This window comes from Antarctobacter sp., from assembly GCF_965277915.1.
In the GTDB taxonomy this organism is placed as follows: Bacteria; Pseudomonadota; Alphaproteobacteria; order Rhodobacterales; family Rhodobacteraceae; genus Antarctobacter.
In genome coordinates, this window is the sequence record NZ_OZ255849.1 from 2,025,695 (window position 1) to 2,040,242 (window position 14,548).

The following is a 14,548-nucleotide window of genomic DNA, read 5'->3' on the forward strand; positions in this document are numbered from 1 at the left end:
GGGCAGGCACATAAATGATGGGTAGAATGGGGCAGTCTCGCAATGATCGGGCGCAAATCCCAGCACCGTGACGACAGTGGCGATGACCAGTCGCCACAGAGCTTTGATGACTACACCCTGAAGCTGGGTGATGTCATGCGCGGTGAACGGGCGACAATGGGCAAGTCGCTGCTGGATGTTCAGCGAGAGCTGCGCATCAAGGCAAGCTACATTGCAGCAATCGAGAATTGCGATCCTTCCGCCTTTGATACGCCGGGGTTCATCGCCGGCTACGTCCGCTCTTATGCTCGATACCTCGGGATGGACCCGGACGAGGCATTTGCGCATTTCTGCGCGGAAAGCGGCTTTTCCGTTGCGCACGGCATGTCGCAAGAGGCCTCTGTCATCCGCAAGCCCAAGAATGACAAGGCACGCGCGCGCAACCGCGATTCCATCGCGGAACCGCGCATGCCCTTCGCCCCTGCAAATGACAGCATCCTGTCGCGGGTCGAACCGGGTGCGCTTGGGTCGTCGCTGGTGCTCTTGGCCCTGATCGGTGGCATCGGTTACGGCGGTTACCGCGTGCTGCAAGAGGTGCAGCGCGTTCAGGTGACGCCTGTCGACCAGACCCCTATCGTGCTCAGCGAACTGGACCCGCTGCAAGCGGCCATCGCCCCCAGTGCGCGCGAAGAGGGTGACGAAACCACGCAGGCCGGCGTCTTTACCCCGCCGACGACCGAGGCATTTGATCGTCTTTATCGACCGCAGGCACTGGATGTTCCGGTTCTGGTGGCGCGCGATGCCCCGATTTCCACCCTGGACCCCGAACGTGTCGGCGTCTTTGCCGGTGGTGGAGGTCCGCGCGGTTTGCCGAATGTGCAGGACAGTTCGCTGGCCGCCGCGGCGTTGGCGGATCGTCTCGTTGCCGAAGGCGTCATCCCGGACTCCTCTGATGGTCCGTCGCCTGCCAGCCCGCTTGCCGTGGCCAGCGGCGTGACGGTTGTCGCCGTGCGTCCCGCCTGGGTCGAGGTCCGTTCCGAGAACGATGGCGTTCTGGTCTCTCGCGTCTTGAACGCGGGCGAGACCTTTGCCGTGCCGCGTGAGGCCTCCAGCCCGCGTATCCGGGTCGGCGAATCCGGTGCCGTCTACTTCAACGTCGACGGTCGGACCTACGGCCCCGCCGGTCGACCGGGGCGTGTGACCAGCAACATCTCTCTTGCCGGGGCGGACGTGGTGGATCGCTACGATATCGCGGATTCGGCACAGGACCGGGATCTGGCCTCCGTTCTTGGAGATCTGAACCTGGCCGCGCCGCAGGTGGCCCGGGCAGAGCCGGTGCAGCCTGCTGCTCAGAAACCGATCCCTACCGACCTGGCGCGGAACGTGCCGAACGTCCCGCCGGTCGCACGGCCCGAAAGCATCGCGCTGGCAGCCGCCATTGCCGCGGCGCCCGCTCCTTCGGTTCCTGCGCCGCAACCGGTCGCGCCTGCGCCCGACCCCGTCGAAGTGGCGGAACCGGCGCCCGCGCCGGAACTCGTGCAGCCCAACGTACCGCGCGTCACCGCCGAACCCGCGCCCGGCATCACCGTCGTGGCCGTGGCGGAAACCTGGGTCGAGATCACCTCGCCCTCGGGCAAGAAACTGCTGGCGCGACTGCTGAAGCCGGGCGACACCTACAAGGTGCCGCAGACCGACCAGGCGCCGACGATCTTCTCGGGCAATGCGGGCGGCGTCTTCTTTGCCGTCAATGGCGAGACCTACGGCCCCTATGGGCCCAGCGGTCAGTTCGGGCGTGATCTTGCCCTGTCGGCCGGCGACATCCAGCGCGAGATGCAGGTCGCCGATCTGACCCGGAACCAGACACTGGCCAAGGTCGTCGCGGAACTGCAACTGCAGGACCAGTAACGACACGCGGCGCGATGGCGCACGGGCTGGTCTGTGGCGCGCGCAACGACTAGTGTCCGCCTCGAGACCAACGCAAACACAGGACAGAGCGCATGAGCCTCAATCACGTCCGCCCGTGGCGCAACATCTATCGTCGCACATCCCGGCAGATCATGGTCGGCAATGTCCCCGTCGGGGGGGATGCGCCGATCAGCGTCCAGACGATGACCAACACGGTCACCACGGATATTCCCGGTACGATCAAGCAGGTGCAGGCCGCAGCTGAAGCGGGGGCTGACATTGTCCGGGTGTCGGTTCCCGATGAGGATTCCTCGCGCGCGCTGAAGGAAATCGTGCGCGAAAGCCCGGTGCCGATCGTCGCCGACATCCATTTTCACTACAAGCGCGGGATCGAGGCCGCCGAGGCCGGCGCCGCCTGCCTGCGCATCAACCCGGGCAACATCGGCAGCCAGGACCGCGTGCGGGAGGTGATCCAGGCCGCGCGGGATCACAATTGCTCGATCCGGATCGGCGTGAATGCCGGCAGCCTCGAAAAACACCTGCTGGAGAAATACGGCGAACCGTGCCCCGACGCGATGGTCGAAAGCGGGCTGGATCACATCAAGATCCTGCAGGACAACGATTTCCACGAGTTCAAGATCAGCTGCAAGGCCTCGGATGTCTTCATGGCCGCGGCCGCCTACCAGCAGCTTGCCGAACAGACCGATGCGCCGATTCACCTTGGCATCACCGAGGCCGGGGGCCTGATGTCCGGCACGATCAAATCCGCCATCGGGCTGGGAAACCTGCTGTGGATGGGGATCGGCGACACGATCCGCGTGTCCCTGTCGGCGGATCCGGTCGAAGAGGTCAAAGTCGGCTACGAGATCCTGAAATCGCTTGGCCTGCGCCATCGCGGTGTCAATATCATCTCTTGCCCCTCCTGCGCACGGCAGGGATTCGACGTGATCAAGACCGTGGAAGTGCTTGAAAAAAGACTGGAACACATCAAGACGCCGATGAGCCTGTCGATCATCGGCTGCGTCGTGAACGGCCCCGGCGAGGCGTTGATGACGGACGTCGGTTTTACCGGCGGCGGTGCGGGCAGCGGCATGGTCTACCTTGCCGGCAAGGCCAGCCACAAGATGTCCAACGACCAGATGATCGACCATATCGTCGAAGAGGTCGAAAAGCGGGCAGAGGTCATCGAGGCCGGACAGACCGAGGCGGCGGAGTAACCCGCCTCATTCCGTCAGGTACCGGCCCAGGACAAAGGCCGGCATCTCACCCCGGATCAGCCTGTCGCGCATGACGTAAGAAGGCAAGGTGTCCAGCGTGAGCACCTGCATCAGCGCGGCGTTTTCTGGCTCGGCCGTGTCCAGCAATCTTGCAGAGACGCCCTGCGCCCGGGCCATGTCCTGCAGATCGGCCCAAGCGGCGGCACAACTGTCGCAGTCCGGCCCGCTGAACATGGCGATCACGGCGCCCTGCTTGCCGAATAGCGCCGGTGCATGGCGGGCGATCAGGTCGAGATCGCCTTGGCGTTCGTCTGCATAGAAGTCTGTTGGCGCCGGCGCGCTGAGCGCCCTGAGACGCTCCGACAGCGACATCTCCTGCGCCAGCGAAGGGCCGGCGCAGAAGGCAATGATGACGAGTGCGGCCCGGATCACTCGGCGGCGCGCTGGTCTTCGATGATCTGGCGCATGGTGGGCAGCGGCGCATAGCCGCGCACCATTTCCTCGCCGAAGACAAAGCTGGGGGTGCCGTTGATGTTCATGGCCAGCGCCAGTTCACGGGTTTCCGCGATGCGGCGGGCGACTTCGTCGCTGTCCATCTCTGCCATGATCGCATCGGCATCCAGGCCCAGCGTCTGCGCGATCCGGCGCAGAGGTCCGTTGCCCGGGTTGCCTTCCAGCGTGATCAGCGCGTCATGCACGGCCTTGTAGGCCTCGTCTCCGGCCACGATATGCGTGGCGACGGCGAATTTCGATGACACCATCGACGCCTCGCCCAGGATCGGGAATTCCTTGAGGATGTAGCGGATGTTGCCGTCGCTGGCGATCAGCTCTTCGACCTCGGGATGGGCGCGGCGGCAATAGCCACAGCGGTAATCCATGAATTCGATCACCGTAACGTCGCCGTCGGGATTGCCGCCGACCCAGGAGAACCCGTCGTCCAGCAGGCGGGCCATGTTGTCCGACACAAGGGCGTCGTCCTGCGCGGCCTGTGCCTGTTTTTCACGGTCTTCAAGAACGGCGACGGCCTCCATGATGACCTGCGGGTTTTCCAGCAGGTACTCGCGCACCTGTGCGCCGAAGGCGGCGCGCTGGTCGGGCGACATGGACGAGAAATCAAAGCCGTCGTCGTCCTGCGCCTGCACCATCGGGGCCGCAAGCAGACAGAGGGCAGCGGCACTGCCGCGAAGGAATTTGGTCGAGGTGAACATATGGGGACTCCCAATGGTGTTGTTTGTTATTTGGCCCGTTTCGCCGCACTTAGCACATCCTGTGCCCGTTGCCACGGGGCAGAGCCGCGGGGCAGGGTGGCAACCGCGCGTTCCGCGTGCAGCCTTGCGTCCTTGAGGCGCCCCTGCAGGGCGTAACGTTCCGCCGTCACGACCGAGGCCATGCCCGGCTGGCCGGTCTTGGCATAGGCCACGGCAAGGTCGCGCAGCACGCGGGCATCGGTGAAGTCGCGCCCGCGGGCGGCCTCCAACGCCTTCAACGCCTGCCGATGGTTGCCGGTGGCAAGCAGCGATCGACCCAAGCCCCCCAGGATCAGCGGTTCGCGCGGGGCGCGATTGGCGGCCGCCTGGTAAACCTGCACGGCGGCACCGAACTGGCGCGACTCCAGCAGGATCTGGCCCTTGAGCTCCAGCAAGTAAGGATCGCTGGGGCGCAGCGCGATGGCGCGGTCGATCGCGGCGAGGGATTTCTTGAGGTTCGACTGGCGGTGCCAGGCCACGGCCTCGCGCATGTGGGCGATGTCCTGGCTTCCGCTGTCCTTGAGCCGTCGCAGCGTCCACGAAGGCGCGCGCTTGAAGGCGGTCAGTTTGCCCTGTGCCCGCTTGAACCAGTATTGCGCGGTGGCATCCCGGCCGGGGCTTTTCTGTCCGGCCACCAGCGCCTTGAGCGCGCGGAGCCGGTCACGGGTCATCGGGTGGGTGCGCATGTAGGGGTCCTGACGACCGACCGACAGCGCCTCTTGGCCGCGAAAGAGCTCTTGCACCTCCAGCGCGCCGCGCGGATCGACGCCGGCGCGCATCATGAACCGGACAGAGGATATGTCGGCGGCGGATTCCTCGGCCCGGGTATGCGACATGAACAGCCGCATGGCCGAGGATTGCGACCCTATGGCGGCGGCGGCCGCTGCCTGGCTGTTGGCACCTGCGGCGGCGGCAGCGGCGGCCAGAGCCATGCCGATCCCGGCGGCGGTGCGCGCAGCCCGCAGGTTGCCAAGGCGGCGCGCGATATGGCCGTTGGCGATATGTGCGGCCTCGTGCGCGATCACGGCCTGCAAGGCCTCGGCGCTGTCCAGCCGCATGATCAGGCCGGAATGCAGAAAGATATGCCGCGTATCAGTGACAAAGGCGTTCAGTGACCCGTCGTCGATCACGATGATCTTGACCTGCTGCGGGCTGAGGCCGGCGGCGGAAAGGATGGGCGAGGCAAGCTGGCGCAGCGCATATTCCATGTCCGCGTCGCGCAGCAGCGTGGTGGCCGCTTGGGCCGGAGCTGCTGCCAGAATGGACAGAGACATCACCAAGGCGGTCAGACGGGACAGGATCGTGTGGCGGATCATTGACGGGCTGCTCCTTGTGCTCGTAAGCCTCACTGGCGACACAGTAGAGAGGCGGGCATGCGGAATTCAAGGCGGGGTGCGGTTGATCCCTTTATCGTGATGGACGTGATGGAAGCCGCTCGGCAGGCCGAGGCGAACGGACGCAGCATCGTCCACATGGAACTGGGCCAGCCCGGCACCCCCGCGCCCGCCGCTGCCCGTGCCGCATTGACGCGCGACATGGAAAGCGATCCGCTGGGGTACACCGTTGCACTTGGGCTGCCGGAACTGCGTGCGCGCATCGCGAAACTCTATGATGAGTGGTACGGGATCGACCTGGACCCGGGCCGGGTGGTGGTGACGCCGGGGTCCTCCGGCGGCTTCATTCTTGCCTTCACCGCGCTGTTCGATGCGGGCGACCGCATGGCCCTGGGCGCGCCCGGTTATCCGTCGTACCGGCAAATCCTCAAGGCGCTGGACGTGACCACGGTCGAGGTGCAGTGCTCGGCGGAAAACCGCTATCAGCCCACGCCCGACGACCTCGCGGACATCGACTACGAGGGGCTCCTGGTTGCCAGCCCGGCGAATCCCAGCGGCACGATGCTGGAAAAGCCGGAACTTGCGGCGCTTATCGCGGACGCGCAGGCGCGCGGTGCAGCCTTCCTGTCGGACGAGATCTATCACGGGATCGAGTACGAAAAGGGCGCGGTCTCGGCGCTGGAAATCAGCGACGATGTCGTGGTGATCAACTCCTTCTCCAAGTATTTCTCGATGACCGGCTGGCGGATCGGCTGGCTGGTGGTGCCCGAGGACATGGTCCGCCAGTTCGAACGCCTGGCCCAGAACCTGTTTATCTGTCCGACACATGCCGCCCAGGTCGCGGCCCTTGCGGCGCTGGATGCACAGGACGAACTGGAAGGAAGCCTTGCCGTCTATGCGCGCAATCGGCAGTTGATGCTGGACGGGTTGCCACGGATTGGATTCGACCGGATCGCGCCGCCGGACGGGGCCTTTTACGTCTATGCCGACGTGAGCCACCTGACCAATGACAGCCGGGCCTTTGCCCGCGAGATCCTGGACCATGCGGGGGTCGCGGTGACGCCGGGACTGGATTTCGACCCGGTGCGGGGCGGCGGCACGCTGCGCTTTGCCTATGCCCAGTCGACAGACGAGATCAAGGAAGGCCTGGCACGGCTCGGCGCCTTCATGGCCGCGCGCGGGAAGGGCGCCGCCTGAGCCGGTCTGTCCGGGATTGAACGACCTTGCCGGATTCCCATAGAGTGCAGCAAACACCGGAACCGGGGCACATGAGCAGATTATTTACTTTCCTGTTGGCGCTGAGCCTCTGGGCTGGCAGTGCAGCCGCCCAGGATGCCGGGCTGGCGCGGCTGATCGACGGACGGATCGAGGATCGTCGTTTCGGCGGAACTGAACTGACCCTGACCCTGTCGCAGGGCGTGCCTTGGCGGATGTTCACCCTGACCGCGCCGGACCGCCTGGTGCTGGATTTCGCCGAGGTCGACTGGCAGGGCGCCGATCCTGCCGAACTGGACCAGAGTGACCGGATCAGCGCCTTGCGCATTGGGCTGTTTCGTCCGGGATGGTCCCGGCTGGTGGCCGAACTGGCGGAGCCGATGCTGGTGCAAAGCGCCGGGATGCGTGTTCTGCCCGATGGCGCAGGGGCAGAGCTGACCCTGCAACTGGAACAGGGCGATGCCGAGCGTTTCGCCAGCACCGCCGGGCCGCCGGCAGATCCGTCCTGGGTCCAGACCCGCCCCCGGGCGCGCCGCACCGATCCTGACCCGGATCGCCCCCTGACCATCGTGCTGGATCCGGGGCATGGCGGCATCGACCCGGGCGCACAGAGAGATGGCGTGACCGAGGCGGACCTTGTTCTGACCTTCGCGCTGGAACTGCGAGAGGTTCTGTTGCGGTCCGGTGACTACGATGTGCGGCTGACCCGGCAGGAGGATCGCTTTGTCTCGCTCGAAGGGCGGGTGAAATACGCCCATGAGGTTGGTGCGGACCTGTTCATTTCCTTGCACGCGGATGCGCTGGAAGAGGGGGTGGCGCATGGGGCTGCGGTCTATACCCTTGCCGAAGAGGCCTCCGACGCGGCCTCGGCGGCGCTGGCCGAACGGCATGACCGGGACGACCTGCTGGCGGGGCTGGACCTGACCGGCACCGATGACAGGGTCGCCCAGATCCTGATGGATCTGGCGCGGCTGGACAACACGCCGCGCAGCCAGGCGCTGGCCGAACACATCGTCGCCGGCATCGACGGTGCTTTGGGACATGTCCACAAGGACCCGCTGCGGCAGGCGGCCTTTTCGGTTCTTAAATCTGCCGACATCCCGTCCGTCCTCGTCGAACTGGGGTTCCTGTCCACGGAGCAGGATCTGCGCAACCTGCAGGATCCGGTCTGGCGCGCGGGCATGGCGCGCGGGCTCCGGGACGGGATCGCGGCCTGGGCGCTGGAGGACGAAGCCCTGTCGCGCCTGCGCCGGCAATAGGCGCCGTTTCGGCAAACCGCCGCCCGACGCGCGTCGATGTGTTTTGACCCATGCCCTTATGCGCTATAAACACGGCCTCATTCGGGTAGCGGGAGCCGCATGTGCTGCGTTTCATCTTTTCCTTCTTCGGGGCGATCTTCTCGGTCGTGACAATGGGCGCCATGATGGTGGCGCTGACCATCGGGGCCGTCTTCTGGATGTACGGGCGCGATCTGCCCAGCCATGAACACCTGGCACAGTATTCGCCGCCCACGATCAGCCGGATCTATTCCGCCGAGGGCCGCGTGATCGACGAATTCGCGCAGGAACGGCGCCTGTTCACGCCCGCCCGGGAAATTCCGGACATGGTAAAAAACGCTTTCATCAGCGCCGAGGACAAGTCGTTCTATACCCACAATGGCTATGATCCGCGCGCCATCGTGTCGGCGGCCATCGACACGGCCCGCGGCAACACGCGCGGCGCCTCGACGATCACCCAGCAGGTGATGAAAAACTTTCTGCTGTCGGGCGATCGTCGCGTCGAACGCAAGATCAAGGAAATCATCCTGGCCAGCCGCGTCGAAGGTGCGCTGGACAAGGAAAAGATCCTCGAACTGTACCTGAACGAGATCTTCCTTGGTCAGAACGCCTATGGCGTCACCGCTGCGGCACAGGTCTATTTCAACAAGACCCTGTCGGAACTGGCCCCGCACGAAGCGGCCACTCTGGCCTCGCTGCCCAAGGCACCGTCCGACTATCACCCGGTCCGCCGCAAGGACCGCCTGCGGGAACGCCGCGATTTCGTTCTGAAGGAGATGTTCGAAAACGGCTACATCGATGAGGCCACGTACCAGGCCGAGGTCGCAATGCCGCTGAAATCCGTCCAGAACGGCGATTTCGAACCCTACCAGCGTTCTTTGCCGCCGCGCGACTATTTCACCGACGAGATCCGCCGCCAGCTGAGCCGGGACTTCGGCGAGGAACAGTTCTTCTCCGGCGGGTATTCCGTTCGCGCGACCCTCGACCCGGAAATGCAGGGCCAGGCGGCCCTGGCGTTGCGCAGCGCGCTGGAAAAATACGACCGTTCGCGCGGGGAATGGCGTGGCACCGGCAAGACGATACCCGCCGACACGCTGGGCGACGAGGCCAAGTGGCGCGAGGCGCTGGCGGATCTGCGCGTGGCCCGCGACATCGTTCTGGAACACCCCTGGCATGTGGCCGTGGTGCGCGAGGTGCGCGACAACTCGCTGCTTCTGGGGATCGAGGACGTGGCGCTGGACGATCCGCGCGGCATGACCGTGCCGCGATCCGATACCGATTGGTTCAAGGGCAGCCTCTTTGACAATTTCGAACCCGGCGACGTGATCCACGTCCGCCAGATGACCCAGGACAGCGATGGCGCCTTCATCCGCTGGACCCTGCGGCAGGTGCCCGAAGTGCAGGGCGGCTTCATGGCGATGGACGCCCACACCGGGCGCGTCATCGCCCTGCAGGGCGGGTTCTCGTACCAGAACTCGGTCTTCAACCGGGCGACGCAGGCGATGCGCCAGCCGGGGTCGAGCTTCAAGCCCTTCGTCTATGCCTCGGCGCTGGATTCCGGTTATTCGCCCGCGACCATCGTTGTCGACGCGCCGATCGAGGTGGACACCGGCGCCGGCGTCTGGCGGCCCAAGAACGCTTCGCACCAGTATTACGGCCCGACGCCGCTGCGCACCGGGATCGAACGCTCTCGGAACCTGATGACCATTCGCCTGGCGCAGGAAGTGGGCATGGATATCGTCGCTAGCTATGCGGAGAAATTCGGCGTCTACGACCGGATGGGGCTTTCCATCGCGAACTCGCTGGGCGCGGACGAAACGACGCTGTTCCGCATGGTCGCCGCCTACGCCATGTTCGCCAATGGCGGCGAACGGGTCGAACCGACGCTGGTGGACCGGGTGCAGGATCGCTATGGCAGCACCGTCTATTCGCATGAGTCCGTCTTTGGCAACAAACGGGTCTGCGTGGATTGTGACAACCCGGACCTGCCGCAGGGACAGGCGCCCCGGATTGCCGACGAACGCGAAAGGGTGATGAACGCGGTCACCGCCTACCAGCTGACCTCGATGATGCGTGGCGTCGTGGACCGCGGCACCGCATCGCGCACGGTCAACCTCAGCGTGCCGACCGCCGGCAAGACCGGCACTACGAACGATGCCAAGGACGTCTGGTTCGTGGGCTTCACCTCGAACATCGTGGCGGGCTGTTACATCGGGTATGACACGCCGCGTTCCTTGGGCCGTGGCGCCTCGGGCGGCGGCATGTGCGGACCGGTGTTCAACCAGTTCATGCAGGAAGCGGTCAAGAAATACGGCGGGGGCAACTTCAAGGTTCCCGAAGAATGCCAGTTCATCAAGATCGACCGTTTCTCGGGTGCGCGCCTGCCGGCCGATGCCAGCGGTCCCAACGTCGTGTCCGAGTGCTTCCGTCTTGGCGAAGAGCCGATCTTTGGCGTGATGTTCGACGGCGGCTTTGCGATCTCGGGCACCTTCGACGTGATCCAGCCGGACGGATCGACCGTCGCGCAGGAGGTCACGACCTCGACCGGCGACAAGGCCATCGTGGGCCCCAAGGCCGGCTTTGGCACGCTCAGCTCGGGCGGTCTTTACTGACGCCTTTGGCCGGTCCGACGGGCAGGGCGGTTCCCCGGCTTGCCCGTCCGCCTGCCCCTTGCTATCACGCATCACCCGAGAGGACCGAGACAGGACCATAAGACATGCGCGCAGAGACCCAGAACCACGTGGAAAAGATCGAGAAATCACTCGACCTGCTGGCCCAGCGCATGGACTGGGACACGGCCCAGCACCGGCTGGAGGAATTCAACGCCCGCGTCGAGGACCCGAACCTGTGGGATGATCCGGCGGCGGCGCAGAAACTGATGCGCGAGCGTCAGCAGCTGGTCGACGCGATGGAAACCTACACGGCCATGAAACAGGACCTCGCCGACCAGATCGAACTGATCGAGCTGGGCGAGATGGAGGATGACCAGGAGGTCGTCGCCGAGGCAGAGGCGGCGATCGCTTCGTTGGTGGACAAGGCGGCCAAGAAAGAGCTCGAGGCGCTCTTGAACGGAGAGACCGACGGCAACGATGCCTTCCTGGAAATCAAGGCGGGCGCCGGCGGCACCGAGGCCTGCGACTGGGCGCAGATGCTGGCGCGGATGTACGTCCGCTGGGCCGAGAAACGCGGTTTCGAGGTCGATCTTCAGGAAGAACAGGCGGGCGCCGAGGCGGGCATCAAATCCGCCACCTACCAGATCAAGGGGCCGAACGCCTATGGCTGGCTGAAATCCGAAAGCGGCACGCATCGCCTTGTGCGGATTTCGCCCTTTGGCAAGGGCACGCGCGAGACGAGCTTTGCCGCCGTGGGCGCCTATCCGGTGATCGACGACAATATCGAGATCGAGGTGAACCCGGCCGACATCCGCATCGACACCTTCCGGTCCTCTGGCGCGGGCGGTCAGCACGTCAACACCACCGACTCTGCTGTGCGGATCACGCACGCGCCGACGGGGATCGTCGTGACCTCTTCGGAAAAGTCGCAGCACCAGAACCGTGATATCGCCATGAAGGCGCTGAAATCGCGGCTGTACCAGCTGGAGTTGGACAAGCGGAACGCCGAGGTCAACGCCCTGCACGAGGCCAAGGGCGACGCGGGCTGGGGCAACCAGATCCGGTCCTACGTCCTGCAGCCCTACCAGATGGTCAAGGACCTGCGGACCAACTACGAGACCGCCGATACCTCGGGCGTTCTGGACGGCGATCTTGATCCCTTCATGGCCGCGACACTGGCGATGAACGTGGCAGGCAAGAGCCGCGCGGACGCCCAGGCCGAGGACTGACCCTCAGCGAAGGTGCGCGGCCCCGTGCCGTCGCCGCCTCCGTGTTGTTTTCAAACCAAGAACATGCGCCGCGCCCCTGGCGCGACGAAGGCGTGCCCGAGGGAGGGGGTGTCGGCCTAAACGTCTGCTGGCGCGTTTTGCAATGGCCCCGGCGCCAAACCTGTTCTTGCCTGCGCGGGTCATATCTCGTTTACTGAATGCCGGAGGAGACGATCGGCAGGAGGAAAGCGATGCCCGATACACCCAAGCCAGGTGTTCCGGACCTTGGCCCGGTCGATGCCGAGATGCTGCGCGAGGCGCTGCGGCGCGGCTGGAGCGACCTGCGGCGCGCGCCGGGATTTGCCGTGCTCTTCGCCTCTGTCTACGTCCTGGGCGGCTGGTTCATGGCCTGGGTCACCTGGATCACCGGGCATAGTTACTGGCTGGTCTTCGCGGCCATCGGTTTTCCGCTGATCGCGCCCTTTGCGGCGGTGGGATTCTACGATGTCAGCCGCAGGATCGAGCAGGACAGGCCGTTGGACTGGATTGAGATCCTGAGCGTGGTGAAACGCTCTGGCGGCGGGCAGCTGCCCTGGCTGGGGGCCGTGGTGCTGGTGATCTTCCTGTTCTGGTTCTTTCTCGCGCATATGATCTTTGCGCTGTTCCTTGGCCTGTCGACAATGACCAATGTCTCCAGCTCGCTGGACATCTATTTTACCGCCAATGGGCTGATGATGCTGGCCGTGGGAACGGGGGTTGGCGCGGTCTTTTCGGTCGTGCTCTACATGATCTCGGTTCTGTCGCTGCCCATGCTGCTGGACCGGGACATCGATTTCGTGACCGGGATGATCACCTCGTTCAGCTACGTCCAGAGGCACCCGGTGCCGATGTTAGCCTGGGCCGTCTTCGTGGCGGCGGTCACCTTGCTGTCGATGCTGCCGGGGTTCCTGGGGCTGTTCATCTCGCTGCCGCTCCTGGGGCATGCGACCTGGCACCTGTATGACATGATCGCCTATGGCGCCGAGCACGAGGCCGGGGCGCATGTGGTGGCCTGAGAGGCACCTTACAGCGCCTCTCGGCGATGTTGTCAGGTCTCCCGCCCCTCGGCCTTGAGACGCGCGTGCAGTGCCGTGGCGCGCGTGTCACCCAGCTCCAGCGCAAAGACATAGGCATGGGTCAGGTAGAAGCAGGCGGCATCCAGATCGTTCACCGTCTCCGCTGCCTGCGCATACAGGCCCACCAGCGCGGGGCGGTCGTCCGCCGCGTGCGCTGCGAGCAGCCTGTCGTCCAGCGCCTTCATTCGGCCGCCTCCGACAGGCTGCGATGGGTCTGGATCTTGCTGGCGACCCAGTCGTGGAAACAATGCGTGGGGCTGTCCATCGCGGGCGAGAAGCGGCCGCCGTCAAAGCCCGAGGCGTAGCGCCCGCGCTGCATGCCCTCGACGACAAAGATGTCTTCCTCGAAGACCGTCTTCCAGAGTTGCGTGTTGCGCTGTCGCAGCCCGCTGTCGGTCTTGGGCTGGGAATAATAGAGATGGACGCTCTCGATCGTCTTGCCCGGACCCTCGGGCAAGAGGACGATGGCAAAGGCATGGTCGCGGTGCACGCCAAGAAGGACGTTGGGATAGACGGCGATGTATTCGGCGGCGGTATCCCACTTGTCCGAGATACCTTCGAAATCGGGGAAGGGCTCTCCGTTCTCGTTCGTGACCTGCCGGTAGACCAGCGTGCCCTGACCCGAATAGGCGCCGGGCTGTTCGATGTTGTAGTGATCCTCGAGCCGGGAATAGGAGTTCAGTCCGGGGTGCACCCACGGCAGGTGGTAGCTTTCGCAGTAGTTCTCGACCGCGAGTTTCCAGTTGGTCTGGACCTCCAGCGTGATCGTGCTGTCGGCGCCCCCGTGGTAGACCGGCTGTTCGAATTCCGCCCAGCGGGTCATGACGTCGCTCATGGCCTCTTCAAAGGCGGGCGCGTCGCCCGAGACGTTGATCCAGACGATGTCGCGCCAGATGTGGCTGCGGACCTCGATCAGGCCAAGGGTGCTCCGGTCGATCGCCTCGTGGGTGTTGTGGCCGGGGCCGCCCACATGTGGCGTGCTGACCAGGCGGCCATCGGACCCGTAGCACCAGGAGTGATAGGGGCAACGGATCGCGCCCTCGATCTTGCGGGCCTCGTCGACCAGGATCATGCCGCGGTGGCGGCAGATGTTCTGGAACACGCGTACGGTGCCGTCACGGCCCCGCAGCAGCAAGAGCGGCATTCCGAGAAAGGTGATCGGCTTGGCATCGCCATTTTCCGGCACGTCGGCAGCCACGGCCAGGCCGGCCCACTGGGAAAAGAGCAGCGCGTCGCGCTCTTCGGCAAAGACGCCCGGGTCGATGTAATGTGCGTTCGGCAGGCCATTGGCCTGGGCGACGGGACGGCGGACGCTGTCAAGATCGGTCTGGGCAATGGTCATGGGGAAGGGCCTTCTGCTGACGTGGAATGGACTCCGCGTTAGTTGCAGAATGTGCACTTGTCCCGAACAAACCCGACACGGATTGTATCAAAGCGAC

12 protein-coding genes are annotated in these 14,548 nt (G+C 64.9%); 7 read left to right on the forward strand and 5 right to left on the reverse strand.

Features of this window, described 5'->3' with window-relative positions; genetic code table 11:
• Positions 1-42: 42 nt before the first annotated feature.
• Positions 43-1,884 (forward strand): helix-turn-helix domain-containing protein, encoded by a 1,842-nt coding sequence (locus ACQY5B_RS10720; RefSeq protein WP_420325279.1) that lies wholly within the window; start codon positions 43-45, stop codon positions 1,882-1,884.
• 92 nt (positions 1,885-1,976) lie between these two features.
• On the forward strand, positions 1,977-3,101 hold the full coding sequence (ispG, locus tag ACQY5B_RS10725; RefSeq protein WP_305969806.1) for a flavodoxin-dependent (E)-4-hydroxy-3-methylbut-2-enyl-diphosphate synthase: 1,125 nt from the start codon (positions 1,977-1,979) through the stop codon (positions 3,099-3,101).
• A 6-nt stretch (positions 3,102-3,107) separates the two neighbouring features.
• Here the strand turns inward: ispG and ACQY5B_RS10730 are convergent, their stop codons facing one another.
• The 3 genes from ACQY5B_RS10730 to ACQY5B_RS10740 are packed head-to-tail and all read right to left on the reverse strand — an operon-like array spanning position 3,108 to position 5,664.
• On the reverse strand, positions 3,108-3,533 hold the full coding sequence (locus ACQY5B_RS10730) for a hypothetical protein (protein WP_420325278.1): 426 nt from the start codon (positions 3,531-3,533) through the stop codon (positions 3,108-3,110).
• Positions 3,530-4,309, reverse strand: a complete 780-nt coding sequence (locus ACQY5B_RS10735) for a DsbA family protein (RefSeq protein ID WP_420325277.1) — start codon at positions 4,307-4,309, stop codon at positions 3,530-3,532. Before ACQY5B_RS10735 ends, ACQY5B_RS10730 begins: the two co-directional genes overlap by 4 nt.
• A gap of 26 nt (positions 4,310-4,335) precedes the next feature.
• Entirely contained in the window at positions 4,336-5,664 is a 1,329-nt protein-coding gene (locus tag ACQY5B_RS10740; RefSeq protein ID WP_420325276.1) for a M48 family metalloprotease, read from the reverse strand.
• 57 nt (positions 5,665-5,721) lie between these two features.
• Between ACQY5B_RS10740 and ACQY5B_RS10745 the strand changes: the two genes are divergently transcribed.
• From ACQY5B_RS10745 to ACQY5B_RS10765, 5 genes are all read left to right on the forward strand, one after another.
• Entirely contained in the window at positions 5,722-6,879 is a 1,158-nt protein-coding gene (locus ACQY5B_RS10745) for a pyridoxal phosphate-dependent aminotransferase (protein ID WP_420325275.1), read from the forward strand.
• Between the two features lie 71 nt (positions 6,880-6,950).
• Positions 6,951-8,156, forward strand: a complete 1,206-nt coding sequence (locus tag ACQY5B_RS10750; protein WP_420325274.1) for an N-acetylmuramoyl-L-alanine amidase — start codon at positions 6,951-6,953, stop codon at positions 8,154-8,156.
• Between the two features lie 101 nt (positions 8,157-8,257).
• Positions 8,258-10,786 (forward strand): penicillin-binding protein 1A, encoded by a 2,529-nt coding sequence (locus tag ACQY5B_RS10755; RefSeq protein ID WP_420325273.1) that lies wholly within the window; start codon positions 8,258-8,260, stop codon positions 10,784-10,786.
• A gap of 104 nt (positions 10,787-10,890) precedes the next feature.
• Positions 10,891-12,015: a peptide chain release factor 2 gene (prfB, locus tag ACQY5B_RS10760; protein WP_305969813.1), complete on the forward strand. Its 1,125-nt coding sequence runs from the start codon at positions 10,891-10,893 to the stop codon at positions 12,013-12,015.
• 230 nt (positions 12,016-12,245) lie between these two features.
• Positions 12,246-13,049, forward strand: a complete 804-nt coding sequence (locus ACQY5B_RS10765; protein WP_420325272.1) for a DUF2189 domain-containing protein — start codon at positions 12,246-12,248, stop codon at positions 13,047-13,049.
• A 32-nt stretch (positions 13,050-13,081) separates the two neighbouring features.
• On the opposite strand, the gene ACQY5B_RS10770 is transcribed toward ACQY5B_RS10765, so the two are convergent.
• Together ACQY5B_RS10770 and ACQY5B_RS10775 are read right to left on the reverse strand one after the other, a co-directional pair.
• Complete coding sequence (locus ACQY5B_RS10770) at positions 13,082-13,294, reverse strand: hypothetical protein (protein WP_305969815.1); 213 nt, start codon at positions 13,292-13,294, stop codon at positions 13,082-13,084.
• Complete coding sequence (locus ACQY5B_RS10775; RefSeq protein WP_305969816.1) at positions 13,291-14,451, reverse strand: aromatic ring-hydroxylating oxygenase subunit alpha; 1,161 nt, start codon at positions 14,449-14,451, stop codon at positions 13,291-13,293. Before ACQY5B_RS10775 ends, ACQY5B_RS10770 begins: the two co-directional genes overlap by 4 nt.
• Between the last annotated feature and the right edge of the window lie 97 nt (positions 14,452-14,548).